This is a genomic window from Simkania sp., assembly GCF_965215465.1.
GTDB lineage: Bacteria > Chlamydiota > Chlamydiia > Chlamydiales > Simkaniaceae > Simkania.
In genome coordinates this window covers 893,488-920,340 of sequence record NZ_OZ244056.1, presented here as the reverse complement: position 1 = coordinate 920,340, position 26,853 = coordinate 893,488, and the positions used below count along the sequence as shown (strand labels likewise).

The 26,853-nt window shown below is 43.8% G+C and carries 28 protein-coding genes; 11 read left to right on the top strand and 17 right to left on the bottom strand.

Annotation, left to right across the window (positions count from 1 at the left end):
* Complete coding sequence (locus ACOOFG_RS04265) at positions 1–1,134, top strand: NAD(P)/FAD-dependent oxidoreductase (RefSeq protein ID WP_420422403.1); 1,134 nt, start codon at positions 1–3, stop codon at positions 1,132–1,134.
* A gap of 7 nt (positions 1,135–1,141) precedes the next feature.
* Here ACOOFG_RS04265 and ACOOFG_RS04260 read toward each other — a convergent pair whose 3' ends face one another.
* Positions 1,142–1,513: a VOC family protein gene (locus ACOOFG_RS04260; RefSeq protein ID WP_420422402.1), complete on the bottom strand. Its 372-nt coding sequence runs from the start codon at positions 1,511–1,513 to the stop codon at positions 1,142–1,144.
* A gap of 196 nt (positions 1,514–1,709) precedes the next feature.
* Positions 1,710–2,324, bottom strand: coding sequence for a TetR/AcrR family transcriptional regulator (locus tag ACOOFG_RS04255; protein ID WP_420422401.1), 615 nt, complete (start codon positions 2,322–2,324; stop codon positions 1,710–1,712).
* A 72-nt stretch (positions 2,325–2,396) separates the two neighbouring features.
* Here ACOOFG_RS04255 and ACOOFG_RS04250 point away from each other — a divergent pair, with 72 nt between their 5' ends.
* Positions 2,397–3,707 (top strand): FAD-dependent monooxygenase, encoded by a 1,311-nt coding sequence (locus ACOOFG_RS04250; RefSeq protein ID WP_420422400.1) that lies wholly within the window; start codon positions 2,397–2,399, stop codon positions 3,705–3,707.
* On the opposite strand, the gene ACOOFG_RS04245 is transcribed toward ACOOFG_RS04250, so the two are convergent.
* Together ACOOFG_RS04245 and ACOOFG_RS04240 are read right to left on the bottom strand one after the other, a co-directional pair.
* Positions 3,597–4,166 (bottom strand): DNA-3-methyladenine glycosylase I, encoded by a 570-nt coding sequence (locus tag ACOOFG_RS04245; RefSeq protein WP_420422666.1) that lies wholly within the window; start codon positions 4,164–4,166, stop codon positions 3,597–3,599. The genes ACOOFG_RS04250 and ACOOFG_RS04245 overlap by 111 nt on opposite strands.
* 38 nt (positions 4,167–4,204) lie before the next feature.
* Positions 4,205–6,637, bottom strand: coding sequence for a hypothetical protein (locus ACOOFG_RS04240; RefSeq protein ID WP_420422399.1), 2,433 nt, complete (start codon positions 6,635–6,637; stop codon positions 4,205–4,207).
* 101 nt (positions 6,638–6,738) lie between these two features.
* Between ACOOFG_RS04240 and ACOOFG_RS04235 the strand changes: the two genes are divergently transcribed.
* Positions 6,739–8,007, top strand: coding sequence for a DEAD/DEAH box helicase (locus tag ACOOFG_RS04235; protein WP_420422398.1), 1,269 nt, complete (start codon positions 6,739–6,741; stop codon positions 8,005–8,007).
* On the opposite strand, the gene can is transcribed toward ACOOFG_RS04235, so the two are convergent.
* Positions 8,004–8,630, bottom strand: a complete 627-nt coding sequence (gene can / locus ACOOFG_RS04230) for a carbonate dehydratase (protein ID WP_420422397.1) — start codon at positions 8,628–8,630, stop codon at positions 8,004–8,006. The two genes, ACOOFG_RS04235 and can, sit on opposite strands and share 4 nt — an antisense overlap.
* Before the next feature lie 77 nt (positions 8,631–8,707).
* Between can and ACOOFG_RS04225 the strand changes: the two genes are divergently transcribed.
* Positions 8,708–8,995: a helix-hairpin-helix domain-containing protein gene (locus tag ACOOFG_RS04225; protein ID WP_420422396.1), complete on the top strand. Its 288-nt coding sequence runs from the start codon at positions 8,708–8,710 to the stop codon at positions 8,993–8,995.
* Here ACOOFG_RS04225 and cyoE read toward each other — a convergent pair.
* Positions 8,969–9,847, bottom strand: a complete 879-nt coding sequence (cyoE, locus tag ACOOFG_RS04220; RefSeq protein ID WP_420422395.1) for a heme o synthase — start codon at positions 9,845–9,847, stop codon at positions 8,969–8,971. The genes ACOOFG_RS04225 and cyoE overlap by 27 nt on opposite strands.
* Positions 9,848–9,923: 76 nt before the next feature.
* Here cyoE and ACOOFG_RS04215 point away from each other — a divergent pair, with 76 nt between their 5' ends.
* Positions 9,924–10,079, top strand: coding sequence for a hypothetical protein (locus ACOOFG_RS04215; RefSeq protein ID WP_420422394.1), 156 nt, complete (start codon positions 9,924–9,926; stop codon positions 10,077–10,079).
* 44 nt (positions 10,080–10,123) lie between these two features.
* Here ACOOFG_RS04215 and ACOOFG_RS04210 read toward each other — a convergent pair whose 3' ends face one another.
* From ACOOFG_RS04210 to ACOOFG_RS04180, 7 genes are all read right to left on the bottom strand, one after another.
* The gene (locus tag ACOOFG_RS04210) at positions 10,124–10,465 is read right to left on the bottom strand and encodes a cytochrome o ubiquinol oxidase subunit IV (protein ID WP_420422393.1); all 342 of its coding nucleotides are present in this window, start codon (positions 10,463–10,465) and stop codon (positions 10,124–10,126) included.
* Positions 10,462–11,073, bottom strand: coding sequence for a cytochrome c oxidase subunit 3 (locus tag ACOOFG_RS04205; RefSeq protein WP_420422392.1), 612 nt, complete (start codon positions 11,071–11,073; stop codon positions 10,462–10,464). The genes ACOOFG_RS04210 and ACOOFG_RS04205 overlap by 4 nt, the downstream gene beginning before the upstream one ends.
* A complete protein-coding gene (cyoB, locus tag ACOOFG_RS04200; protein ID WP_420422391.1) occupies positions 11,070–13,031 on the bottom strand; it encodes a cytochrome o ubiquinol oxidase subunit I in 1,962 nt (653 codons plus the stop codon). Before cyoB ends, ACOOFG_RS04205 begins: the two co-directional genes overlap by 4 nt.
* Positions 13,032–13,049: 18 nt before the next feature.
* The gene (gene cyoA, locus ACOOFG_RS04195) at positions 13,050–13,916 is read right to left on the bottom strand and encodes a ubiquinol oxidase subunit II (RefSeq protein WP_420422390.1); all 867 of its coding nucleotides are present in this window, start codon (positions 13,914–13,916) and stop codon (positions 13,050–13,052) included.
* A gap of 95 nt (positions 13,917–14,011) precedes the next feature.
* Positions 14,012–14,434, bottom strand: a complete 423-nt coding sequence (locus ACOOFG_RS04190) for a YjdF family protein (RefSeq protein WP_420422389.1) — start codon at positions 14,432–14,434, stop codon at positions 14,012–14,014.
* Positions 14,431–15,345, bottom strand: coding sequence for a hypothetical protein (locus tag ACOOFG_RS04185; RefSeq protein WP_420422388.1), 915 nt, complete (start codon positions 15,343–15,345; stop codon positions 14,431–14,433). Before ACOOFG_RS04185 ends, ACOOFG_RS04190 begins: the two co-directional genes overlap by 4 nt.
* A gap of 229 nt (positions 15,346–15,574) precedes the next feature.
* The gene (locus ACOOFG_RS04180) at positions 15,575–16,372 is read right to left on the bottom strand and encodes a hypothetical protein (RefSeq protein ID WP_420422387.1); all 798 of its coding nucleotides are present in this window, start codon (positions 16,370–16,372) and stop codon (positions 15,575–15,577) included.
* A gap of 286 nt (positions 16,373–16,658) precedes the next feature.
* On the opposite strand from ACOOFG_RS04180, the gene ACOOFG_RS04175 reads away from it, so the two are divergent.
* Complete coding sequence (locus tag ACOOFG_RS04175) at positions 16,659–17,519, top strand: phytanoyl-CoA dioxygenase family protein (RefSeq protein ID WP_420422386.1); 861 nt, start codon at positions 16,659–16,661, stop codon at positions 17,517–17,519.
* A gap of 49 nt (positions 17,520–17,568) precedes the next feature.
* Entirely contained in the window at positions 17,569–19,293 is a 1,725-nt protein-coding gene (locus ACOOFG_RS04170; protein WP_420422385.1) for a hypothetical protein, read from the top strand.
* Here ACOOFG_RS04170 and ACOOFG_RS04165 read toward each other — a convergent pair.
* A complete protein-coding gene (locus ACOOFG_RS04165) occupies positions 19,290–19,661 on the bottom strand; it encodes a hypothetical protein (protein WP_420422384.1) in 372 nt (123 codons plus the stop codon). The two genes, ACOOFG_RS04170 and ACOOFG_RS04165, sit on opposite strands and share 4 nt — an antisense overlap.
* A gap of 209 nt (positions 19,662–19,870) precedes the next feature.
* Here ACOOFG_RS04165 and ACOOFG_RS04160 point away from each other — a divergent pair, with 209 nt between their 5' ends.
* Positions 19,871–21,073 carry a mechanosensitive ion channel family protein gene (locus tag ACOOFG_RS04160; RefSeq protein WP_420422383.1) on the top strand — a complete coding sequence of 401 codons (1,203 nt, stop codon included), beginning with the start codon at positions 19,871–19,873 and terminating at the stop codon, positions 21,071–21,073.
* On the opposite strand, the gene ACOOFG_RS04155 is transcribed toward ACOOFG_RS04160, so the two are convergent.
* The 3 genes from ACOOFG_RS04155 to ACOOFG_RS04145 form a co-directional block, all read right to left on the bottom strand.
* Positions 21,033–21,332 (bottom strand): hypothetical protein, encoded by a 300-nt coding sequence (locus tag ACOOFG_RS04155; protein ID WP_420422382.1) that lies wholly within the window; start codon positions 21,330–21,332, stop codon positions 21,033–21,035. The genes ACOOFG_RS04160 and ACOOFG_RS04155 overlap by 41 nt on opposite strands.
* A 60-nt stretch (positions 21,333–21,392) precedes the next feature.
* The gene (locus ACOOFG_RS04150; RefSeq protein ID WP_420422381.1) at positions 21,393–22,142 is read right to left on the bottom strand and encodes a MerR family transcriptional regulator; all 750 of its coding nucleotides are present in this window, start codon (positions 22,140–22,142) and stop codon (positions 21,393–21,395) included.
* A 73-nt stretch (positions 22,143–22,215) separates the two neighbouring features.
* On the bottom strand, positions 22,216–23,520 hold the full coding sequence (locus ACOOFG_RS04145) for a PhoH family protein (protein ID WP_420422380.1): 1,305 nt from the start codon (positions 23,518–23,520) through the stop codon (positions 22,216–22,218).
* Positions 23,521–23,923: 403 nt separating this feature from the next.
* Between ACOOFG_RS04145 and ACOOFG_RS04140 the strand changes: the two genes are divergently transcribed.
* The 3 genes from ACOOFG_RS04140 to ACOOFG_RS04130 all read left to right on the top strand — a co-directional run bounded on the left by ACOOFG_RS04140 (position 23,924) and on the right by ACOOFG_RS04130 (position 26,763).
* Positions 23,924–24,652 carry a hypothetical protein gene (locus ACOOFG_RS04140; protein ID WP_420422379.1) on the top strand — a complete coding sequence of 243 codons (729 nt, stop codon included), beginning with the start codon at positions 23,924–23,926 and terminating at the stop codon, positions 24,650–24,652.
* 131 nt (positions 24,653–24,783) lie between these two features.
* The gene (locus ACOOFG_RS04135; protein ID WP_420422378.1) at positions 24,784–25,941 is read left to right on the top strand and encodes a hypothetical protein; all 1,158 of its coding nucleotides are present in this window, start codon (positions 24,784–24,786) and stop codon (positions 25,939–25,941) included.
* 9 nt (positions 25,942–25,950) lie between these two features.
* A complete protein-coding gene (locus ACOOFG_RS04130; RefSeq protein WP_420422377.1) occupies positions 25,951–26,763 on the top strand; it encodes a DUF455 family protein in 813 nt (270 codons plus the stop codon).
* Positions 26,764–26,853 lie beyond the last annotated feature (90 nt).

Here is a 26,853-nt window from a genome sequence, read left to right as displayed (position 1 = left end):
ATGCAAATTCTAGTTATTGGTGGTGGTCCAGCTGGTTTTTTTGCTGCCATTGCAGCCAAGAAAACTTACCCCCACGCAAGTGTCACATTGCATGAACGCACGAATAAGGTCCTAAGCAAAGTCCGCATATCTGGTGGTGGCCGCTGCAACGTGACCCATTCTTGTTTCGACCCAAAAGAGCTCGTGAAAAACTATCCTCGTGGCTCGAAAGAGCTCCTAGGACCTTTCCACCGGTTTCAACCTGCCGATACTGTGGAGTGGTTTGCAGAAAAAGGGGTCGAGCTTAAAACAGAAGCTGATGGACGCATGTTTCCAACTACCGATTCGTCCCAGACGATTATCGATTGCCTCCTTACCGAAGCAAAGCGGGTGGGAGTTGAAATAAAGCTCCAATCGAAACTCTCTTTTGAAAAGCTGAATGCTGACCGTTTAATTCTCGCAACAGGTAGCACTCGTGGAGGCTTTGAAATCGCTCAAAAGTTTGGACATACGATTCAGCCACTCGTGCCGTCGCTCTTCACATTTAATATCCACGACTTCCCCCTCGAATCGATCTCGGGAGTTTCCGTTGAAAACGTCGGTTTGAAGTTAGAAGGAACAAAACTTTGCCAACAGGGGCCACTGCTCATCACTCATTGGGGCTTTAGTGGACCTGCAGCGCTTAAGCTCTCAGCATTTGGAGCTCGTTTTCTTGCAGAAAATAACTATGAAGTGGGGCTCTACATTGACTGGCTCCCAAAATTCACAATCGATGAGCTCATGTCTCTACTTACTTCAGAGCACCCCGCCAAAAAACTTTCGGCGATCCGATCCATTCCTCTTCCCAAAAGGCTTTGGAATCTTTTATGTGAGGATGAAAACCAGCTATTAAGTCGTATGAGCAAACCTGCTCTTCGCAAGCTGTGCGAAAAGCTAAAAGCGGACCGCTATCAGGTGAAAGGAAAAACAACGAACAAAGAAGAGTTTGTAACCTGCGGAGGAGTGACGCTCTCTGAGGTGAATTTCAAAACAATGGAAAGCAAACTCCATTCGGGATTTTATTTCTGCGGAGAAATTCTCGACATTGATGGGGTCACGGGCGGATTTAATTTCCAAAATGCGTGGACAACAGGATGGCTTGCCGGCACTGCTTAAAACTTCGCTAATCTAAAGGCGACACGCGGATGATATGACCATCAGGATCTTGGACAAGAAAGGTCCGGCCAAAAATCTCATCACGGGGCTCTTGCAAAATTTTAATGTCAGTCATCTCTTTCCACTCTTCAAAGAGATTGTCAACGTCTTCATTCTTTGGAAGCATGATGCCTACTTCAGAAAATCGTGGCGCGGCAGGATCAGGCGTCGTTCCCCCAGCCCAGATGGCGAAAAGGGTGTCTCCTCCAGACGCAAATGCAACGTAACGAGGACTTGAAAAAACGGGCTCGGCTTTAAAAAGAGTCTTGTAAAAAGCCGTTGAACGATCAATGTCTGAGACATAAATGAGCTGAAGATTCGCTGTTGGTTTTGTCGTCATAAAAAACTCCTTTGTTGCCAAGCATTTTAGCATTTCTAGATAGTGTCGTCACGAGAAAATCAAACAAGAAGCGGCTCTTGGAAGAAAAGTTCAAGGCGGCTGATACAGAAAGTCCAAATCGGACTTTCGAAGGAAGGCAACGATGAAATTTTCTCCAGAAGTCGATTAAGGGTTGAGTATCTTGTAACGACACTATCTACACATTTAGTAAAAATCCGAATGCTCCCTTCGGAGCTCTTAAAAGTTGTTCGACAAGTTTCGGAAAAGCTTGAGCACGCCTTTGAAGCGTCTCCTCTGTCCAAGGATGGATGCCAAGATCAGTCAAAAACTGGATTCCAGAGAGCATCAACTCAGCACACTCTAAGGGAGCTTCTGTATGAAAAAGGCCTTCTTGGCACCCTTGCTCAATGAGCTCAGCATAGAGAGGCGCCTGTTTCATCAGTGTCGCAACGAGAAGACGGGTATGCATCGCCTCATTTCCCTTTTTATGAAGTGCATCCAAAACATAGGAATCAGCTTCGAGACGCCCTGCTTCCACAAGAGCTTCTATCTTTTCTAAGGCACTTCCTTTGACTTGCTCAATAGCAGCGCGCATCTTGTGAATCATCTTCTCCGAAATCTTTTCGATCACCACTTCTAAAAGCTCTTCTTTCGAACGAAAGTAATGGTATATCGTTCCCTTTGCAATTCCCAATTGATTCATGACATCTTGCATTGTCACTGTGTCATACCCTTTTTCCTGAAATAGATCATGAGCGGCATCAATGATCTCCATCTTTCTTTCTTGGGGTTTTTTAACAACTCGTGGCATGTGGACCTCATTTTTAATTGACCGACGGTCGGTCTTTTGTTAACATGTTACCTTTTACGACCTTAAAAGGAAATGATGAAAAATATTTTGATTTCAGGAGCCGGCATTGCTGGCCTGTCTCTCGCCTACTGGCTCAAACAATATGGCTTTCGTCCCACTGTCGTTGAAAAGCAACCCACGCTAAGGGCAGAAGGTTACAAAATTGATATTCGTGGTGTCGCAGTTGATGTGGTCAAGCGCATGAATCTTTGGCAAACGATCTGTCAACACCGGACTGCGATCAAAGAATCTCGCTTTGTGAATCGCTCAGGAAAGACCATCTCAGAAGTGCATCCCGATCTTTGTGGCGCACGTGTTGAAGGAGATCTTGAAATTGTTCGCGGGAAACTATGTGAGATTCTATATGAGCACATGGGAAACGTCGAATGCCTTTTTGGAGATTCCATCACGAAGATTTCACAAGATGAAAAGCAGACTTTTGTGGAGTTTGAAAAGGAAAGTCCAAGGACTTTTGACATGATCATCGGAGCTGATGGTTTGCACTCTCATGTTCGGAAATTAGTCTGGGGAGATGAAACGCAGTTTTTAAACAAGCTTGGGCTTAACATTTCATTCTATTCGATTCCCAACTATCTCAACCTCGACCATGTTGAAATAGAGTACCACTCCCCTCAAAAATTCGCCATTGTCTACTGCCCTCGCGATGGATTGGCTAAAGCCGGTTTTGCTTTTGTTGCCAAGCCAAACGAACTGAACTTGCGCGACAAAGCTCTTCAGCAACAAAGTCTAAGAAATGCCTTCCAAGACTGCAGTTGGGAAATTCCCAAACTCTTAGAGTTTATGGAAGACACACCTGATTTTTTTTATGATTGCATGGCTCAAGTCCATATGCCCAAGTGGTCGAAAGGACGCGTGACACTTGCTGGAGATGCTGCCTACGCCGTTTCCCCCGTCGCAGGGCAAGGAGCCAGTGTAGCACTTGTCGGTGCGTATGTCCTCGCTGGAGAACTTGCAAGGGCAAGTGGAGATTATCTCGTCGCATTTGAAAATTATGAAACTTGCTTGCGTGAATACATTAAGGAAAACCAAGACCTGGCCAAAATGAGCGTTTCAATTCTCAAGGGAGATCGCTCTTCATGGCTTGCCACAAAGATCATGTGGCTCACCCTTCGCATTGGGCAACTGCTACCCGCTAGCTGGATCCGTTTTTGGAAAAAGCAAGGTCAAAAGCGCACCGCAAAGGCTGCAAACGCTTTAACGCTCAAAGATTATTCAAGTTTGGTAGCTCATGCAGCTAGTCAAGTGGTCGTTGACAAGGCCAACAGCCTGCATAAAGGCGTAGATGATGGTCGTGCCAACGAAGCTCATCCCTCGCCGCTTTAAGTCTTTGGAGAGACGATCGCTTTGCTCGGTCCGCGTTGGAACCTCTTGCCAGGTATTCCAATGGCCTACGATCGGTGTCTCGTCGACAAATTGCCAAACATACCGGTCAAAAGAACCAAACTCCTCTTGGATTTTTAGGAAAACCTGCGCATTTTGCCGCGCACTGAAAATCTTACGCTTGTTTCGAATGATGGCTGGATCCTGAGTCAGCGACTCCAACTCCTTGTCTGTCATGTTGGCAACCTTGACAGGATCAAAGTTGTGAAAGAGTCGCCGGTATCCTTCCCTTTTTTTGAGAACAGTTTCCCAACTTAATCCCGCTTGAGCTCCCTCTAAAATGAGCATTTCAAACAGGTGTTGATCGTCATGAACGGGAACGCCCCACTCCTGATCATGGTATTTGGCATAAAACTCTTTGCTCTCACCATTTCCAAAGCAGCGGATCTTATCTTGGGTCATCATTTCTCCATAAATGAGCTGCAGTCTAGAAGAGAAGATTATATTTTTTCTAGTAGAAGTTCAGTCGGAGAGCCGTTCATGGTATCCATGAGATTGAAGATCTCGATGAAAAGTGGCACTTCATCGGAATCGATGCCTAAGGTCAGGCGGATGGTGGCGCTTTCCTCAGAAAAAAGCATCGCAAAGTTAGAATGGTAAAACCCAATGCTGCGACGGTAAAAGATGGGAAAGCCTTTTTCCATGCATTTCAAGTAGAGAAGACCACCAGCAAGGGTCGAACCTCTAATGGTGTGAAGAGGCCCTGAAATCTTAATGTCAAAAAATGAAAGGTCCGTTTCGTGATCGAAGGGTACGATGCGAAAAGGAGACCCTTCTTGGAAAAGACGAGGGGGAATTTTATCCAGTACTGCGCGGGTGTTCTCGAAGATGTGTTTGCGGTACTGCTCAAGGTAGGGAGCAGCATGTTTGTAAGCTAAGCAAAACCAATTCACGCTTAAGGAATCCGTGACAAGTGCAGGATCATCGAGTAGCGCATCAAAGGGAGCCCAATGAGCTGCCTTGTTATGAATCATGTAAAAGGGGGCGCCGCAGTAATTATCCATGCCAAAGAGATCAAACTTGAGTCCGCTACGGTAACACACGACGTTGAGCAGGCCCGTTTCAATCTCTTTTTGAAAATCCTCAAGAAGGACCCCAACTCGAGGCGAGTCGATGTAGTCAATGGTACAATCAAGGGCTAGCGTCAAAGGTTTGCCTGAGCGCGCTGCAAACGCTTTGCGCAACATGTCAGCAATGGGCTCAACTTTATACTCCGTTGGCACTAGGTAAATCCTCTTGAGCGCAGGGTTAAATTGAGCTAGCAAGAGATCAACTTCTTGCCAGTCTTTGTCTGTGGCTTCTTCCACAGGGATACAATGAGTTACATGATCGCCAATCGTCACACATTCGTAGTAAGTGTTTTCTCCAAAGAGGATGTAAGGCGCTCTCCCCTGCACCTTTTGAACTGCTTGCAGCACTCCCGCCATACTCGTCATCCCCGAGGCATGAATCGAATAGGACGTTAAAGGACGAAGCTCTTCAGGGGTAGTGGAGAGAACTTCATGATAGATCGCCGGAAAATCTGTAGCGGCGAAAGGGGAAAAAATTTCGAGCAAGACAGTGATTTCTGCGTGAACTTTCTCGAGCTCTGTAGCAATATCAAAAAAACGTGTTTTGGGGTCTTCCTGAAGAATTTCAGTGAGTTTGTTTTCAATCCGATCAAACGCTCTCTCAGCAAGAACTCCCTTAGTTGGGCAGCTCATAACTTCGCCCCAAGTTTCATCGGAGACTTTTTCCAACAGCCCTTCTAAAATACTAAGAGCCCCACAAAACATGAGAGTTTTTTGGGGATGAGTGAGTTGCCATTTGCGTTCAAGCTCTTTGAGATGAACTTCTCTTTCCAGTTTGGACAAGGTCATATTGAGAGAACCCTTCATCGCTGTCAATGGTCGCGCTGGTAGAAGGAGACGATCGAGTTCAATCCGATTGGCTGTCAGGCCAAAAAAGGAGATCCATTCCAAAAGATAGCGATATCCCTTTTCAATCTCTTGAGGAGATTGACTGGTAAAAGGGAGTAGCCTGACCCCCCCAACACCGTCTCGCTCTACTTGTTGCACGCAAAGAACATGCGAGTGGCAAGTCTTAGGGATAGCAGCTTGAAAGGTCTCCCAAGCTTGGAGCCAGGTTTCTTCAGACTCTTCCTTGAGAATTTCTGATAAATCGAGAACAACGGGCGAGTTAATCTTTCGAGGAACATTTGCTAGATCAGCTTGACTTGTCAGGGTGAAATAAAAGGGAAAGTACTCCTGGAGATTGGCTGGTCGGGTCAATACAAGGGGATAAGACCAGGGTTGAGGCAAGACTTCCTTCCATTTTTCGACACGTTCAAGATAGGTGTTCGAAGCGGTCCTGCGTGGATCACGTGCATAGGTGCTTTGGGTTTCAGGATGCGTTTGAACTGAAATCCCAAAAATTGGGGCCACATGATTGACGATAAAAGGATAGAATCCAGCGCATTTCGCTAGAAACCGCCGTTCAAGAAATCCAAGAAGATTCTGTTGATCTTCCGTCGCAGCAGGAATTAGAGCAAGGCTTTTACTGTTTTCCTCCCATGAAGCAAAAGGCTGGTAAAAGGTTTTCTTCCCTATTTGCGAAAATGCATAGTGTGCTGCCGAACCTGTAAGATGACTCAAGATCAGGCACTCATTTCCTAAAGTCGCATGCCATGGGGAGAAATACGATGCTGTCCAGGCCATGCGGGCTAAGAGGGATACGGACAGAAAAGCAGCCCCCGTGCCTAAGTAAACAGCTCCTGAGACCACTTGAGAAGCGAGTGTTTGGATTTTTTTTGACTGGAGGGGGAAGTGATTCGGCTCCAGGGAGCCAACAGAAGACACAAAGAGAAATATGAGTAAAAAAAAGATTCTCTTCATATTTCCCCTCTTAGCAGAAGGGAATTTTATTAAAAAGATAACCCTATCAATAATTGTTCAAAAAGTATAAAATGGCTCCGTTTCACAAATTAGAGAAAGAAATGACATTTAATAATTTATGCCTGCATCCGAAAATCCTTAAAGCTGTTGATAAAGTCGGATATCCCAAACCAACCCAAATCCAAGAAAAAGCCATCCCCAAGATTATTCGCGGCTTTGATATCCGCGCGTCCGCACAAACTGGAACGGGAAAAACTGCGGCTTTTTTACTCCCTGCGCTAAACCGGCTGCTCTCCCCTGCAGAAAAAACAGGAATAGGTCCTCGGGTCTTGATTTTAGCTCCCACTAGAGAACTTGCCCAACAGATTGCCACTCAGACAAGCAAATACAGTAAATCACTGCAAAAGATCAAAACGGTTTGTATTGTAGGAGGAGTGCCCTACCCACCGCAAATGCGTCAGCTCTCACGTCCTCATGAAATCTTAATTGCCACACCTGGTCGTCTCATTGATTTCATGGAGCGTGATAAGATTGATTTCTCTCGTCTCGAAATGCTTGTTTTAGATGAAGCAGACCGGATGCTTGATATGGGATTTTCAAAGCCCGTCGAGCAAATTGTCAAAGCAACTCCCTCAACTAGGCAAACCCTTCTCTTTTCTGCAACACTTCAAGGAGAGGTGATCAAGCTTTCAGACAGACTCTTAAGCAAACCCATGGAAATTATTGTCCGCCCAGAAGAGAAAAAGAAGCAAAACATCCAGCAAGCTCTCCACTTTGCAGACGACCTTAAGCACAAAAACCGACTCCTGGACCACGTTCTCAATCAAGAAGAGACGGGTTACACGATTGTGTTCACCTCAACAAAGCGTCACGCTGACCAACTTGCGCGCGATCTTCGCGACAAACAGCATCCTGTTGCCGCATTGCATGGCGACATGAACCAAAATAAACGCTCACGCACCCTCACCCAATTACGTAAGGGGAAAATCCGCATTTTGGTTGCAACTGATGTGGCTGCTCGAGGAATCGATGTCGAGTCAATCACACATGTGATCAACTACGACCTTCCCACAAATGTCGAAGACTACGTTCACCGAATTGGGCGAACAGGTCGAGCCGGAGCAAAAGGGCAAGCTCTTTCTTTTGTTTCTGATCGTGACTCTGGGATGATGAAAAAGATTCAAGAGTTCACTGGACAGAAAGTGGATGTCGTTGAATTTACCGGTTTAGAAGCAACCGTTAAAAAGCGGTCTCACCTGCGACAACATCGTCAAAAAAAGCGGGCAAAACGGAAAGAAAACCCTTTTCAAAAAGCCAAAAAAGAGAATTTTCGCAAGCGAAAGTTTAGAAACAGAAAATCTAACGGCTAGAGTTTTAGTGTCCGGTAGGTATCTTCGACTTGCTTGAACGAAGCAATCGAGCAGTTGAGGTCTTTCAATAGGCCTGTAGAGATGTCATAGACCCATCCGTGAACACAAACTTTCTTTTTCTTTGCCCAGGCATTTTGCACAATGGTGGTGTGGCAGATATTCATCACCTGATAAGTCACATTCAGTTCGATCAGGCGATTGTATCTTTCTTCCCGGTCTTCGATTTTGTCGAGGGTCTCTTTTTCTCGTGAATAGACATCTCGGATGTTGCGTAGCCAATTATCTACGAGTCCGAACTGGTCTTGCTCCATCGCAGCTGCGACGCCTCCACATTTTGTGTGACCACAAACAATCACTTCCTCGATATTGAGATATTCAATTCCATATTGAAGAACGGATAGGCAGTTAAAGTCGGTATGGGGAAAGACATTTGCTATATTGCGGTGAACAAAGATATCTCCTGGCTCCAGTCCCAAAACTTCACTAGCAGGAACCCGACTGTCGGAGCATCCAAACCAAAGATACTTGGGAGCTTGCCCTTTTGAAAGTTTCTTAAAAAGTTCAGGATCGCTTTGCGTTTTCTTCTCAGCCCAACGACGGTTATTTTCAAATAGTTCTTTCATCGAATTTCACCTTGTTTATAGGCATATTTTATCCCTTCCATAGTATAAAATTCCATGAAAAGGTTACTCTTTAAAGCATGCAAAAGAAACACCTTAGAGAACTTACAAATGTCGGCAAGGCCACGCTCAAAGATTTAGAAGTCCTCGGAATCGAGACGATTGAACGTCTCTCTGAGCAAGATCCGACTTTTCTCTTTCAAGAATTGGAAAGACGCACCCAAACAAAGCACGATCCGTGTGTTTGGGACGTTTTCGCCGCTATCATTCATGAAGCTAAAACCGGCATCTCCACAAAGTGGTGGGAATGGACTGCTAAACGCAAAGCGCTGGAGCTTCCGTTACACGCTGAGGGGTATGGTGATTGAAAGAGCCATCACAGCTACAAGCGAAAAGATGAACATCTGACGCGCCCATTTCTGATCATTTCCAGCTTTAAACCCTTTGATTCCCATCCAAAACCAGTAAAGACCGATCAACGTAGAGACAATGAGATAAAGCAGGGAGACAAATCCAAAAACTGTGAGCAGTGAAGAAACACAAACAAAAAGACCGATGTAAAGCAGCATCTGCACCTTTGTAGCTCCCATCCCTTTTTTTAGAGGTAAGACAGGAATCGCAGCGGCGGCGTAATCCTTTAAACGATAAACAGAGATCGCAAAAAAGTGAGGCATTTGCCACATCATGATGACTCCAAAGATGATGATCGCAGCGAGATCCAAGCGACCCGTCACTGCCGTATAGCCGACAACGGGCGGCACAGCACCTGCTATGCTTCCGATGAGTGTTCCATGAACCGTACGATACTTGAGAAAGCTATAGAGACCAACATACACGACAAATCCAAGAAGAGCGACGCTGAGCGCTAACAGATTCGTGAATTTTGCTAGTAAGAAAACTCCAAAGAGACCTAAAAGGGTCGCATAGACTAAAGCTGTTGTATTGGAAACACTTCCAACTGCTAAAGGGCGGTTGCGAGTACGTGCCATTTTACGATCTGCTTCCCGATCGATATAGTTGTTAAAGACACAAGCCGAAGCCACAATCAAAGAAAGCCCCTCGAGCATGGCAAGGAGAAGCCAAAAGTCAAAATGCCCTTTCGAAGCTAAAGCAAACCCTCCAATCGCAGTGATGGCATTGCCCATGATGATTCCAGGTTTAATCAACGTGAGATACGCCCTCAGCGAGAATGGAACTCTTTGTGATTGTATTTTTTCCATCTATTACCTTCGTGTCTAGTCTACAAATGAGAATTGTGATAGAAAAAAAGAAAGGCAATTTACAAAAGGTAGATTCATGAAAAAGCTCTCTATTCTTCTTATTCTCGTTGGCTCTTTAATTTCTTTTACTTCCTGCGATAAAAAGGAAGATATCGCTGAAAATCCCGTGAGTTGTGGTTGCTCTTCACTAATGGATTGTGAAGCAGGCTGTGCTTGCGGCTGCACAGATTAGGCTGCTTCTCAAGTTGATCAATCAAAAAGCGTCTCAACCTAACCTCACATTTGTTGGAGTTGTTCCATTGATGGCATCGTGTTGTAGCCAAGGTGCCACATAATCCAAATCGATCCGACAATCAGAACGACGATGAAAAACACCATGCTAAGAAACATGAAGGTGTTCCATCGCGGCCTGGATTCTAATCCTAAATGTAAGAAAAAGATCAATTGTAAGACTGCTTGGATGACTGCTAAGGCTATCACTGCCTCGGTCATCATCATCTTAGAGAGATGATAATGAGTCACAATACGGTAAAGGGCAGCGGTAATGATTACCGATAAAACAAATCCGATTGTGATGGGTTTAAAACTGAGATTCCAACCATGATGTGTATCAATCATAGAGCCACTCCTAAGAGGTAAACAATAGAAAAGATAAAAATCCAAATGATGTTTAGAAACTGCCAAAACATCCTTAGACAGGTCAACCTTCTGACACTCACAGAATCAAGACCTCTCCTCATCACAGGAAGAATCAATACGATCGTCCAGAGAAGCGCAAAGATGATATGAACATCAAATGTTCCAACTAAAGTATAATATGAGGATAAAAACCCATTGTTTTTCCAGGTTGCGCCCTGATCAATCAGGCGCGCCATATCACATCCCTGGAACCATAAAAAGACAAACCCTAAAATGAATGTGAAAACAAAATAGGTAATTGTCGCCTTTCTACTATTACGATGAGCAGAAGCTCCTCCTAAACTGACAAAAAACGTCGCCACAAGTAGGATCCATGTTTGATTAAGCACCATAGGAAGATCAAACAATTCCTTTGGTCCTGGGCCGCCAAACGTATTCTTTTGCAAAACTGCATAGGCAGCAAAGATCGTAGCAAACATCATGAAATCGGTTAATAGGTAGACCCAAAACCCAAAAACCGTTCTTGAGTACTCATCCGAAAAAGGATCGGGCAAAGCTTCGTGTTTCATTGCTTTTGAACTTGTCATGCGTTTCGTGTCCTTGTTTCTATTCTTTCAACTTCTTCCGCTTTGACATAGTAATGGGGGTGCTTATTTCCTAAGCGGGCTATCAAGGAGATGATAATCCCCAAAACAGTCAGTCCACCAAGCCAGAACATATGCCAGACAAACGCAAATCCACCAATACAACTTAGGACGCCAATATAAAACCCAATGCCAGAGTTAGTCGGCATATGGATGTCTTCATAGGGCCGATTTTCCATAGGCTTTCTCTTGGAATATTTCATGTCCCAAAACGCATCACGACCATGTACTTCAGGAGTGAATGCGTAGTTGTAGAAAGGTGGAGGAGATGTGGTAGACCACTCCAAGGTGCGTCCATCCCATGGATCTCCTGTTGTATCGCGATTTTCTTTTCGGTGCTTAATACTTTTATAAAGCTGCAACACTTGGAAGAACACCCCAACAGCAATCACAAGAGCACCGATTGCAGCAGTGATGAAAAGTGGTTGCCAGCCTGTTGATGCTTCATAGTGGTTGAGACGTCTGGTCGCACCCATAAACCCAAGAAGGTAGAGAGGCATGAACGCAATCAGGAAGCCAAAGAACCAGCAATAAAATGCCGCCTTTCCATAACTTTCGATCAAGGTAAAACCAAACATTTTAGGGAACCAATAGGTAAACCCACCGAAAAATCCAAACACCACTCCCCCAATAATGACTTGGTGAAAGTGGGCAATCAAAAAGAGACTGTTGTGAACTTGGTAGTCGATTGTGGGAACCGCCATCATCACACCCGTCATCCCTCCAATGGCAAATGTGATCACAAATCCAACAAACCACAGCATAGGAGACGTGAACTTCACCTTGCCTCGATACATCGTAAAGAGCCAGTTGAAGACTTTCACACCTGTCGGCACAGCAATAATCATTGTCATGATCCCAAAGAAGGCGTTGACACTTGGGCCAGCACCCATCGTAAAGAAGTGGTGCAACCAAACGATAAATGATAAGAAGACAATCACGATAATCGCCCAAACCATTGAAGTGTAGCCGAACAGCTTCTTACGAGAAAAGACCGGCACAAATTCTGAAAAGACCCCAAATATCGGCAAGATCAAGATGTAGACCTCAGGGTGACCCCAGGCCCAAAGCAAGTTGATATACATCATGGGATTTCCACCAAAGCCCGCTGTAAAGATCTTAGTATCGAGCAAACGGTCCGTTGATAGCATTGCAAGGTTCCCTGTTAAGATCGGAAACGTTGCGATGATCAAGATCACACAACCAAGTGTTGCCCATGCAAAAACAGGCATTCTCCAAAGAGTCATACCAGGGCAACGCATCTTGAGAATCGTGACAAAGAAATTCACCCCTGAGAGCAAACTTCCTATCCCGGATATCTGAATACTCCATATCCAATAATCGACCCCCACACCCGGATTGTATTTAAGCCCAGCAAGAGGTGGATAAGCCGTCCATCCTGTACCAGCAAATACCCCAATGACTAGGGAAACCAAGATATATAAACCTCCGGCTGTAAAGAGCCAAAAGCTAATCGAGTTTAGGAGGGGAAATGCTACATCCCGCGCTCCAATCTGAAGCGGTAAAATGATATTGATGAGGCCAAAGATCACTCCCATCCCTACAAAAAAGATCATTGTCACGCCATGGGCCGTAAAGATCTGCTGAAAGTGTTCCGCCCCCAAATAGCCGAAACTATCTCCACATGAAAAAGCTTGCTGTGCGCGCATCATCAAAGCGTCAATGAAGCCTTTAACAAGCATGATAAACGAGACAACCAGATACATGATGCCAATCTTTTTATGATCGACAGAGGTGATGTATTCTTTCCAGAGCCATTTCCACTTTTTATGATGTGTGATCAGGGCTAGGATGACGATCCCCGCGAGGATCATGGAAACCCCAGCAGCATACTCAATCCAATCATGCTTTAGGGCCATTTCATTCAGTCTTCCAAACATATTCTTTCCTATCCTTGATTACTTCTGTGGAGGATAATATTTATTCAAGATCTGATTGAACAGATCTGGCTGAGTCAAAACATAAGATGTTGCAGGATTGTACTCACTAGGCTGAACAAGCTCATTGTATTCATCCATTCCCAATGTTTGTGACGATTGCTTCACTGAGCTCACCCAACGTTCAAACTCTTCATCTGTACTTGCCTTGACAGTGAAATACATTCCAGCAAATCCCTTTCCACTAATATTGGATGAAGATCCTCGGAAGCTTCCGACTTCATTTGCAATTAAGTTCAACTCCGTTCTCATTGAAGGCATCGCATAAATCTGGCTACCAAGAGCAGGAATCCAAAATGAATTCATGGGTGCATCTGAAGTGATCGCAAACTTAATGGGAGTCTTTTCGGGAATTTGAAAAAAATTAACAGATGCAATTCCATACTCAGGATAAATAAAAAGCCACTTCCAATCCAAAGCAACAACTTGAATTTCAACGGCTTTTTTGTCACTCTGAAGGGGTTTGTAGGGATCCAAGTCGAAGCATGTTCGATAAGTAATCACAGCCAAAATAGCAACAATGATAACCGGAACACCCCACCAACAACACTCTGCAATGTTGTTGTGTTCCCAATCAGGCGCATGTTTTGCCTTCTTATTTTCTTCACGATATTTCCAAGCAAAGACCATAGTGATAATCACAACAGGAATCACAACAAGTAACATTAGAATCGCAGCTGTAAAAATCAGCTCGCGTTCTTTCATTGCAATGAGCCCTTTGGGTTCCATCATCGGAACACTGTGTTTCTGAATATACATGGTGAGCAGTGCCGCAGAAACTCCAATAAGCAGTAACACGACAATTATGAGTTTGAATGGTTTCTTCATCTTCTCACTTTTTTTCTTACGCTATTTTCAACTATCTACAACAACGCAATTGTTTTGTCTAGCCAAAATTCAATAAAAAAAAATTGAAGTGAGAATTATCGACCGCGATGCTTTTCTTTTCGTTTTGTTTGCTTAAGCAAAAACTGCTTTTCTTTACGCGCATCGCGCTGCTGCTTTGAAAAAGTCTTCCGCTGCTTTTTATTGAGCTCGATCAGTTCGCGCATCGCATCTTGCGCATGAGTGGACGGCTGTATCGTTTTTTTGACTCGCTCCATTTCGCTCCGCACTTCACGTTGCTGTCGTTTATAATTCACTCGTTTGATCTTGAGCTCAAATTCTTGAGCGGGTCCAAAACTAAGGGAATCAAAACGTGTCAGCACAAACTCGTAGATTTCAGCATCCGATGGTTCCCCACCAAAAAGATAGCGAGCCACTCCATAGCCGAATTTATCGGTACGCTCAAAGGTGCCGACCCAAAGATTTTTTTCTAAAAATATGGTTGCCTTAATCGTGATCATCCTTCGATGGTATCACTTAGAAGAAGCTTTTTCAAAGACTCTTTAATGTTTTGAGAACCGTCTTTAGGATTTAGGAGAAGCTTAAACACGTATGAAATCCGCCAAGCTCCCTTCTCAGGTAAATGAGAGGCTTCAACTCCATGCATGATATTTCCTTCAAATAGAACAAGGCGCATATCAATGCAATCGGATGAAAAGACCTTTTTACCACTTTGATCATAATAAGCCGTTCCAAGCCCATATTCAGGAAGATATTTTTCAGATGTTGAGTAGAGTATCACTGTTAGGAGAAGAGGTTTTCCTACATCTCCATTGACAAAGTTGGTTTTATGAAATCCCCGCTCGTTTGCATGAAGATTAGGAATCGCAAAACAGACCCCCTTTTCAGGCTCACAATCACAGTGTTTATATCCTCGTTCATCTTCTACAGACATGGCTTCGTGGTAATTGACAACAAACGCTGGTAAGCTCGAAGATTCACTACAAAGCATCCACGGTTGTGTCGAAACATCAACTTGCAGCTTCTCTGCTAAAAACCCGAAAAACCTGTATAGCTCCTGAAACGGTCCAGGAGGATTAGAAAATAGCTTCCACCTTCCCGGGTTATCCATCCAGCGTACCTTGTTCTCTAGCTTCCCCAGAGTTTCTGTCGGTCCAAACACAGGAACTTCTAGATCCAAATTTTCGGAAATTTCTCGCATCTCTCTTTCTTCTGCTTCAGAAAAGAAACCATCAAAAACATAGAGATCCTTCCCTTCGATAAGAAGATGAAGCTTACTCGCCTCTCTTAAACGCGCCTGTGTCAGTTCATGACAACCTGGTTTAAAGTGAAACGTCGTTAAAATGCTTTTATGCGCATCATAACTTGATTGATTTAAGACTGCTTTGCTTGTGTGAAAAAGTGGGTCCATGCCTGTGGTATACTATATTTCTTTTTTTCCTGCTTGAAAAAGGTTTTTTAAACTTTCTATCGTTCGACTTAGGAGTCTTGAGGATCTCAAAGCAATCCCTTTTTTGGAAACCTGCCTCAAAAGCCTCATGCATTCAAATGATCATAAAACTAGAGGCAGGCTATGAAAAGTACCTTCTTTCTTCTACTGAAGAAAAGCGATTGATGACGATACTATGTAGACTTTGTTCCTAAGCCCCTTCATCACTTACAGCGCTATGTCTGAGCACAAACTCTACGACTTTTTCAGTCGCATAATCATCATAACCACCGATAAAGGCATGACCATTTCCAGCTCTGTCAGTTTTGTCCCATTCGACACTCTTGTTTGCATGCCAAAGCACTTTTCCTAAGCTTTGAGTGTGGTCATCTTTATTTTTGTAATTCTCGACATAACTCGCAGAATCTTCTGGGATGCCTTCTACTCCTCCGATTCCATAAACCTCGAGCCTGTTGTCGTTAGTCTTAACCGCACCTTTTTTTTGAAGACTGTCTAGTGCCATAGAGGTTACTTTTGTTCCATGGCTGTGCGCGATAATGCAAAGTTGTCCTATTGAGAGATACGCTTCAATTTTTCCAGCTAAATCATTGACAACATCCGCTTTGGGCTCTCGGTCTGAACGCTGTGTTGCATAGACACGATTCCAAAAGTGCTGGACTGGAACACCCGTTTTATTTTGAAGCTTATCTACATTGAGTAGTACATCTGCCTCCCTATTCAGGATTCCTCCAACGAATAACACATTCCATGTCCGTCCTGGATCATTGGCGGCCTTAGAAACCTGAAACATTTTCTCAGCTCCTTCAATAGCCTCTTGTGAATGTGGATTATAACCAGGTAATTCACCTGGACTCGAACTTGTAGAAGCTTTCACCGCTTCACCCGCTTGTGGATTATATGTTGGTAATTCTACTGGACTTGGAACTGCACTTGAGCCATGCCAACGGTCATGAATACTAGTTGCAATACGATTAACAAAACTTGTCATTCTCCCCACCTTTTCTTGGATATTGATTCTAAGCAGCCAAAAGCCTGCTATAAAGCAATAATTATAACATAATAACTATTATTTTACAATTAATACTACTATTCATTATTCTGTTGATTTTAAGAGACTTAGTGTTTAGAGCTGATTTTTCTTCTAGTAGAGATGACCTGCTCTCCCCCCCCCTGCTCTTAAAAATTAGTTTTTACGTTTATTGTTCATTATGTCACGCTCATGGAAAAATTCTAGGCGACCACTGACCGCCCAATTTGAAAAACAGGATAAACCTATGCGCAGTTTCATGATTTTTCTCCTCTTTTCGATTCCCTGCTTTGCAGGTTCTTCAGACCAAAAAGAGTTATTCGAAGAAAGAGGATTCCTCTGGGTGAAAAACTTCTTTTCTGAAAAACAAGTCGAGATGCTTCGAAACATATCTAATGAGATCAATGAAACAGCAAAAGGGCTTCTATTACTTGATGACCAAAGCAAAGGACTCGCTCAAACCATTCCAGGAGTCCCTATCGTTGTTGCAGAAGCGCAAAATCCTCATCAAGTTTGTCGCACAGAAGACCTTCTATCTTGTTACCCTAACCTCTATTTCCTTATCGAAGGAACTGTCACCACTTTCCTTGGACAACTTTTCAATGAACCCTATGTCCTCTTCAAAGACAAACTCAATTATAAATGGCCAAATGGCGGAGCCTTTCCAGCTCATCAAGATCACCCAGCATTTGAACTCTTTGGCCCAACCGAATTCATCACAGCCATGGTTTGTATTGATGAAGCCACTCTAGAAAATGGCTGCCTTTATGTTGCTGAAAACTGGAAACAAGATCTCGAGGTAGATGATCACACCATATTACCCTATGTTGTTGGCGGAAAGGATCACGGCTCGATTCAAAAAGAATATACTGATAAATTGAACTGGCTTCCCCTCAAAGCCTCACCAGGAGATCTCGTCATCTTCACCTCTTTCGTGCCTCATTACTCCGAAATCAATAACGGCGACGGCCCCAGAAGAGCCCTATTCATCACATTTAATAAATTATTTGAAGGAGACCTCCGCAAATCCTACTACTATATGAAGCGTAATGACCCAGAAAACCCTGTTTTTCATTTCGCAACCCCAACGAAGGCTCGAAATAAATAAACCCGTCCGATATAATTTTCGACGAAATTAAAAGAAAAGTGAGTCAAATATGTCGGAAGTTTCAGGCGTTTCAGAAGGTGTAGACTTTACTCTGGGTGTGACAGCTGTAGACCTCGTTGCAAAAGAGGTTGAAGAAGACGTCTATCCTGCTCCTTATGAAGCCTACCCTCTCCCTATCAACGATAATTACGACAAAATCCCCTCTCTCGATCATCAACTCAAACTTTTTCTTACAAAAGGTGGGCCAAAAAAAAGGTTTACTCACCTTTTAAGTCTTTACTTTGGCGAAACCCTTGTCGATCGTGTCATGAAACTCGATCAACATGAAGGCTTACCCAACCGTCTCGAAAAAGGACATTGCCTCCAACTCCTCGGAGGAATAGGGCACGTCCTTACATTCGATGACCTAGAACACTATTTTACTGAGCTGAAATCAGGAACCATCAAAACTGAAATCTTAAAATACGCGCAAATTCCTTCTCTTCGTATGTGGTGGTCAGGAACTGCTACTCAGCTTCCCAATTTTTGGATCACCCACCTTGTTGAGCTCTTCCGCAACCCCCTCCAATTCATTGATCCTCACCATGAATTTCCTCTAGGATTTGAAATTGAAGAAGCGGGACTTCGTGGACGAAGAAGCCTCTCTTACACCTACTACGATTATGCGATTAAAAAGCTCATGAAAGAAGGAGATCGATCCCGTCCCGAGTTTTATTTGTCCCATCGCGAACTTCTTGCAAAATACATTGCATACGGCGATACTTTTTCAACGCAAACAGGAATGGTTGTTCCTGTCTTTAATGAAAACACAGGTCAAATCGATTACTACAAGTTAGAATCCCAAGTCCACTTGAGCGGTCTTCATGGGTACTTTCTAACCCCTCAAAACAAAGATGCAGACCTTCCTGCCCTGTTTATGTTCCGTGGAACGGATGGAGGGGCAAGTAAACATCGCGATTTAGACCCTAAAGGCGTCGGAAAGCAGGTCTTTGACACTTGCTCTACCCAAATTACACAGATCTTAGAAAATTACGCTAAAAACGCCACAAATCCTCGGCTAGAACTTATCGGACACTCTCTCGGTGCAGCCGACTGCCAACGCACTCTTGTAGAACTCATGAAAGGTGAAAGAGCCTCTCTCTTTGATGAAATCAAACTCTTTGCTTTTTGCTCACCTAAACTCGACACCCCAACCATCGAACTATGGCAAAAACGTCTGAACCAAATAGCTGAAGAGGAAAAGACACCAATCCTTCGTTTTGCATTTTCTTATCATGAAAATGACATCATCACCTGGACAGGTGCCGCAAACCTGAAAGGAACTGAGTCGTATTTCATTCAACGTAGCTATCTCATCGTGAAGTCTGATTCTGGAGTTTCAGATACCATGCTTCATCACACAGCACCTTTCTTTCGGTTTGGAAACTTTGACTTTGAAACAGACAAACGCTCGTTTCAATTCTTGCAAAGCTACTCCCAAGAAGATCTCGATGCTCTCGTGCTCAAACTCACAGAGCTTCAAAACACCTCATCTTGGTACCTATCTCTCAAAAGTTACTTTGTGGAAGTCGAAACGATCGAACAAGTCAAACAGAGAATCGAATTGATTAAACAAGAGCAAGCGAGGTTTGAAGAGTTTAAAGAGAAAGACTCTGAGCAGTCCTGGTTTGTTTGGTCTGCATTAGGCGCACTCAATTACACTCTACAACCCATCGCTTACTACACATACGGTTGGCTCATTGGGGCCGGACCTCAAAAAAACAAGACTGACTAAGCAGCCCGTCTTGTAACTTTTGGACCGTTACACGGTTTATTTTTAGGCCACAATATTTTCCGCGACCAATAGTTTACACTCCAGACATCATTTTTCGTGAGACGTCCATACTTATCGCGAATATTTGCGCTTCGTTTTAAATAGCTTTCTTTTGCTTGTTTGCTGTAGTTATGACCATAGCCACTCGTTCCAAAATGGATGATCTTTCCATAGCGAACACCACGCACCATTTTCGTTGCCATCACCATCATTTTTTTGTCTTTGCGCGACGACTTCACAGGCTCATTAGGAGTCCACAACCGTCCATTGTACATGAACTTGCTTCCCCGCTTTTCCAATTGATCTAATCGAAATTTTTTTCCAATCATAGACACCCCCTTCAAGATAGTCTTATCAAAAGATCGTCCGTTTCCCACGTCCTCGACAAAAAACAAAGGATCTTTTGATGACACTACCTAACTACTATATTATTATATCTTCCAAAAATTTGTATAATAAAATCGATGTTGGAATTATTTTTCTTTTCTTTCTAAATCCTAAGGATTTATAATGCACCAAAACTAACACATGGTTCACGATGGTTCATGCTCTGATACAGTTTGCAGCTTTAGCAGCTTCACTCCTAGGGGGACTCCTCTTTACCCTCTTCACACGTCAACAATTCAAGCTTCAAAACCGCACCCTCTTTTATCTATCCGCTGGTGCAGTAGAGCTGTTTTCTTACTTTATCTTTACTGTGTATTTAGATCTTCCTACCCACATTTTGCAAATTGGACTCGTCGCCACTGGAGCCCTGATTGTCAGCTGCTTATTTAAAAACCTCGCAACGAAAATACTTGCCATCTCAACCATTGGGATACTCTCACTCTTCCATGTGCTAGGCCTCCTCCAACCAGGAGTAGACGTTCTCCGAAATATCGTCATCAAAATTGGTCCCAATTCCCTCTCCCTTTTAGCCTTAACAAAAGCTCTGATCGTCACAAGTTTCTTTATCTGGATAGCTGTCACCCTTTCGAACACCCTAGAAGCCCGCCTTAAAAAGCAAAAGCACCTCCACCCCTCCCTGCGCATCATCTTTTCTAAACTTTTTAAAACGATGCTCATCACGATATCAGTCTACATAGGGTTCTCTCTCCTGGGAATTGATCTCTCAGCTTTGACCTTTCTAGCCGGTGCCATCGGTGTGGGAATTGCATTTGGATTGCAAAATATCCTCTCGAACTTTTTCTGCGGCTTCATTCTCCTAATGGACCGCTCGATCACCCCAGGAGATGTGATCAGTATTCAAGATGGCAAGATCTATGGGATTGTCAATAAGCTTCATGCGCGTTACGTCTCGATCCGTACACGAGAAGGAAAGGAGCACCTCATCCCGAACCAAGAAATCGTCTCGAACAAACTCGAAAACTGGTCCTATTCTGACTCGAATATTCGCATAGAAATTCCCTTTAAAGTTTCGTATCACTCTGATTTAGAGCTTGTAGAAAAACTTCTGATCACAATCGCTGAGGAAGCGCCTCGCGTCCTGCCAAATCACAAACCAACCGTGCGCTTTCGAGCCATTTCAGAAAACGCCGTAGACTTGCTCTTACGCTTTTGGATTGCCGACCCAGAAAACGGGATGAGCGATATCCGCAGCCACATCATTGTCGCTGCATGCCACGCCTTTAAAGCTCACCATATTAAGATTCCTTATCCCCCAAGAGAAATTCACAGTCTTCTCGACGAACTACGCGCCGCTAGCGAGACTTATTCGGAGCCTTCCGCCCCTGATAAATAAGAACGCCCCCTGCAATAATGCAGACGACTCCTCCAACGTAGAGAAGAGCCACAGGTAGGCGATACTCATCAACCCGCTGATTGAGATTTCCTTTGACCATGTCCTTAAGGGGATTATCAGGAACAAAGCTTGTCTTCGAATCGATGTCTTGCCTGGCTTCTGCCATCTTATAAGATCCATAAGCTCCATAGATTATGAGCCCAAAACCCACAAGCAAAGCCACAAGACCACTGACTAATAATATCTGCTGCTTCTTCATACCCTTCTCTTAACACCAAATCTTAAAGAGGGCAAGGAAAGCTCCTCGCTCTCATTTCAGTTAAAGTTCATTTTCTGCAAAAATTTTCATCCCTTTTGCGAGAAAAGCGCCCAAATCAGGATGCCATTTCTCATAGGCCTCTCTTGCAAATTGCTGCTCGAGCATCACCTCTGCTGAGCCCACATAAATCTCTTTCGTAGGCGTATAGAAGCGGAGGGTCGACTCGTAATGTTTCCGAACGATCTCTTGGACCTCTCGTGAAGTAGGAGAAAGCTTCACAAGGGCCTTATTGATCTCATTCGTTTCTTTGAAATATTCAAGCCAGTCATCTTGAGACAATTGCTCAGACCTCTTTTTACTTTCCAGGACAACTTGCTTGTAGGGCTCTCCTAAGCGTTTGATCATGTACGCTTCGAACCGACTGAGCTTTTCTTTATCGAGGAAGCCGTCAAATATTTCTTCATGTTCCATTTGTATTTCTCCTTTATGGTGTTTAAGTGTTTTGTCTATGGTGCACACCAGTTCTTGGAGACGCGTCATTTCTTTTAGTAAGATCTTGCGATGAGAAAGCAAGGCAGCTTTTTGGTTGAAGTCGCTTTGGATTAAGACCTTTTGAATGTCTTTAAGCGGCATCTTAAGCTTTCGATAGAATAAAATCTGCTGAAGCAAAAGCAATTGCTCTTCTTCATAGTAACGGTATCCATTTGCCCCAAAATAAGCCGGCTTGAGCAAATCAATTTCGTCATAATGATGAAGAGTCCGGACACTCACCCCAGAAAGTTCTGAAAGCTTTTTAACTGTATAAGCCACTTGATTTCTCCATTCCTTAAATTCAAGTGGCTCTAGTGTAAACTATCACGTTGGGTGAGGGTCAAGGGCCTTTTTATAAAACTTTTGCGGCAAGAGCAGCAAGCTCTGAGCGCTCTGTCTTTTCAAAAAAGACCTGTCCATAGATCCCGTGCGGTTTGAACTTTCCAACCACATACGTCAGAGCGTTTGAGTCCTTATCCAGATAAGGGTTATCAATCTGAGTCGGATCTCCCGTTAAAATGACCTTTGTCCCTTTGCCTGCACGGGATATGATCGTCTTCACTTCGTGCGGCGTGAGGTTTTGTGCCTCGTCAATAATGATGTAGGTATGCGCAAGCGAGCGTCCACGGATGAAGGTCACCGCCTCCATCTCAATCTTCTCACTCTCCATGATCCATTGCTTCGTCTCTGTCGTGTTCTCCGTTCCCGAAATCGACTCACACACATATTCAAGGTTATCGTAAATCGGTTGCATCCAATGGTAGATCTTTTCCTCTTTTGTCCCCGGCAAGTATCCGATATCCTTCCCGAGAGGCATGATCGGGCGACTCACGAGGATCCGGGAGTAAACTCCCTCGTCAAACACCTTACGCAGTCCTGCGGTTAACGCCATAAGCGTTTTTCCCGTTCCTGCCTGACCTATCAAAGTGACCAATTTGATCTCATCATTGAGAAGAAGGTCCATCGCACAGTGCTGCTCATCATTGAGGGGACGAATCCCCCAAATATCCTCTTCTTGTGGCGGCAGTAGCTCAACCCAGCTTTTCTTTTCATTATACTTTCCCATTGCATTTGCCTGATCTCCTGCTGTAAACCGGCAAAATTCATTAGGAAAAAATTCTTCTCCAGGAAGCTCGAGATACCCACGCGTCATGAGCTCATCAACTTGTCTCTTTTCCACTTCCATTTTTCGAAAGCCGCGGTAGAGATTATCATACGACTCTTTGAGGCTTTCATAATCTTGCGCTTCGATTCCAATTGATTCTGCTTTGATCCTCAATACAAAATCCTTTGAAATCATCACTACGACCTCTCGCCCTTCAGCTTTAAGGCGGTAGGCAGCAAAGAGAATCTTGTGTTTGTTTGAGTCGAGGTGCAAGGGGAAACCATGGCGGTCTTGGGCTTTGTTTTCGATGAAAATGGAAAAGTGGCTCCCATTTTCTAAAGGAACCCCTTTAAAGATATCCCCCTTAAGGGAACCAATAAAGCGGATGATATTTCTGGCATTTTTACCGAGCTCATCTGTAAACTTCTTCAGTTTATCGAGCTCTTCTAAAACGACAAGCGGCATCACAATGTCACTGTCTTGGAACTTTAAAATCGCTTCCGGGTCATGAAGAAAAACGTTGGTGTCTAAAACAAACGTTTTGCGTGCCATGAGCGCTCTCCTTTTTAATCATTATCGAGTTTTTAGATTTCAGATTTAAGTGTTAAGCGATTCACTCCTTTGTTGGTTTTAAGTTGTTGAATGTAAAGAGAAAGTTTACATAGGCAAGGCTCCGAACGGGCATGTTAATCTTTCTTTCCTTTATATTCGATAAATTATTTGGTTCAACCAAAACGGCTGTTTTGCATTAAAAATTTTTTTTTGCTCAAAAAAGCTTGCCCTCAGAACTCAGACCTGTTAAAAAAGATAAAAGCGCATAAAATATAAATTGCTACAAACCAGCAACTTATAACCTATCTCAGCAATCTTAAGTCGCGAGTGCTAACTCAAACTTGACTTTCAGGATAAGAGGCGCTATAATGAAGCTAAGAAAGCTCATCCTTATGAGGCAGTTATGAAAAAAATCAATCATAAAATCTTGAGTCTCCCTCCTTACATTTCCACTTCATGGAAAAACATTAACACGTTGCACATGAAGGAGATAGAAGGCGTTCCTACCCTGGTTGTCGTCCTACACAATGGATCGACCATCGAGATTCCCAATCTCGAGCCAGCTCTAGTCGAGCAGGTCTTTTCCGCTCATGGAAGCTACCTCGAGCAAGAGACACAGGAGACACAATCTGAATCGCTCAAACAGTATGAGCCTTCGCAGCAAACAGGCGACATGCCATTTTCGATTGGTATCCCCTTTCAGTTGGGTGGAGAAGGAAATGCCTTAGACAATTTTGGAGCCCTGCTGCACCACAATTCAGAACAGGCAAATGCGCCTGATCTTCCTCCGGAAATTTTACAAAAAATTGCTGGAATTTCCAAAGCCTTGGGAATGGATCTCGAACAAATGAGCATCCCAAAAGCGGAACCTCATTGCAATTGTACGTATTGCCAAATTGCTCGAGCTATCCAAGCAGGAAGTTTGGATCTTGAAGAAGATGAAGGCGAAGAAGTTTCGGAAGAAGACTTAAAATTCCGTGATTGGGATATCGAACAAAAAAGCGAAGAGCTTTACGAAGTCACCAATCCGATTGATGATAGCGAACACTATCAGGTGTTCCTCGGCAATCCTGTTGGATGCACTTGCGGCAAGAAAAACTGCGAACACATCCGAACAGTTTTGAACAGTTAGAGCCAAAACAACTGAGTTGTTTTTCAGTATTAAAGACTTCGCCATGTGCGAAGTCTTTTTTTTCCTCTGGTTTTTTAAATTCCAACCTCCTAGAATGAGCATTTAGGTTTTCTATAGGAGGATTAACGAACATGTTCAAACCTTTTGCATATGCACTAGCACTGCTTGCATTTGTCGGCGTTTCTAGCTTGCAAGCAGAGCAAGCCGAAGCGAAAGCACCATCAGCGCGCTCCGGCTCATCTTTTAAATCGTTTACTGGAAAAGTACTTGGCAACAACGTTCGCATGCGCACATCTCCCGATCTCGATAGCCATATCGTTTCGGAACTTTTGAAAGATGACTATGTCGTTGTCACCGCAGAAAAAGGAGAGTTTTACGCAGTTGAACCTCCTTCTGAAATGAAAGCTTACATCTTCCGTGGTTTTGTGATTGATGATGTTGTCGAAGGAGACCGTGTCAACGTACGACTCGCTCCAGACAGAGAAGCTCCTATTGTTGGGCATCACAGCACTGGCCACAAAGTCGCTGGAAAAATTTGTGATGATCACTCCAAATGGCTTGAGATCAATGTTCCCTCTGAAACCCGTTTCTACATTTCAAAAGAATACATCGAGTATGCGGGTAAGCCTGAAATGAAAGTGGTACACGACAAAAGAAAAGATGCTGTGAAGCAACTTTTCGAAGCGACAGAACTCCTTACACAAAAAGAGATGCTCAAGCCCTTTCATGAAATCGATGCAGATCGGATCGTTCACAACCTCCAAACGATCATCAACGACTATGCCGATTTCTCAGCTTACGTTGATCAATCGACAAAGGCACTCTCCCAATTTCAAGAAGACTACCTTCACCGCAAGATCGCTTACCTTGAAGCTAAAGCTTCAAAACTCGATCACGGAAGTGTGAAGCAAGAAATCTACGAAATTGCAAACAAATCAACACACGAATATGTCTCCCCAACAGACCGGATGAAAATCTGGGAGCCTGTAGAAGAAGCTCTTTATCTTTCTTGGTCAGCAATGCACCATGCCAAAACCATGGATGACTTTTACCAAGATCAAAAGCTCAAAGGACAAACCATTTCTGGAATCCTTGAGTCCTACAAAGAGCCTGTGAAATCACGTCCTGGTGATTACATCCTAAAAGAACGTGATGTTCCTGTCGGTTATGTCTACAGCACACACGTCAACTTGGAAGACCTAGTTGGGAAGCGTGTCACTTTGATTGTTTCCCCTCGTGAAAATAACAACTTTGCTTTCCCTGCATATTACGTTTTAGATGCAGAGTAAGTGACGTTAATGAATCCTCCTAAGGTGGCCCAGTCTTCTGAAACTATCGAGTTAAGAGACTGGGCCATTCGCATTTTAAGCGCCGACACCCTTGAAGAAAAACTCTTCACTCCACAGCAACTCACTGATCATGACCCTGGACTTCCGATGATTTGGAACGAACCTGTTCGTCCCGTTGGGATGAGATTTCGTAGACGTTCCAAAGAAGAAAAGCTCCCTCCTTTCCACGAGCATGAAAATAGTGATAAGCGCGCCGTTTGTTTGCACCGCTTTGCCGGTCACGAGCTGCTTGCCGTCGAAATCATGGCCTATGCTCTCCTTCGCTTTCCGCAAGCACCTAGTTCCTTTCGACGCGGCGTTGCCAATACTTTGAAAGAAGAACAAGAGCACGTTCGCCTCTATATTAAAGAACTGAGCCGTCTCGGAGTCTGTTTTGGTGATCTTCCCCTCTACCGTCATTTTTGGTGTCACACCCCCTATCTTACAACTCCGATCTCCTATGTATCCGTGATGAGCTTGACCTTTGAAATGGCCAACCTCGACTTTGCCCCAATGTATGGTCATTCCTTTGAACGAAGTGGTGACTCAGATGCAGCAAAGCTCATGGCCCGCATCTTAAAAGATGAAATTGCACATGTCGCTTTTGGTTGGGGATGGCTCAAGCGGATGAAAGAACACGGCGTTACAGAATGGAACGCCTGGCAAGAAGCGCTCAGTCCACTTCTCACACCCAAAAGAGCTCGTGGTTTTATGCTGCATGAAAACCATCGTTTGCAAGCAGGTGTCTCACAAGCTTGGGTGAATAACCTTAAAAACTTGTAATAATTTTTTTAATTAAAAAAACTTTTTTGCATTATCACTTCGCTGTTCATAAATTTTTTCACTTTTTCTTGCGCTTTTTTTTAAGAAATC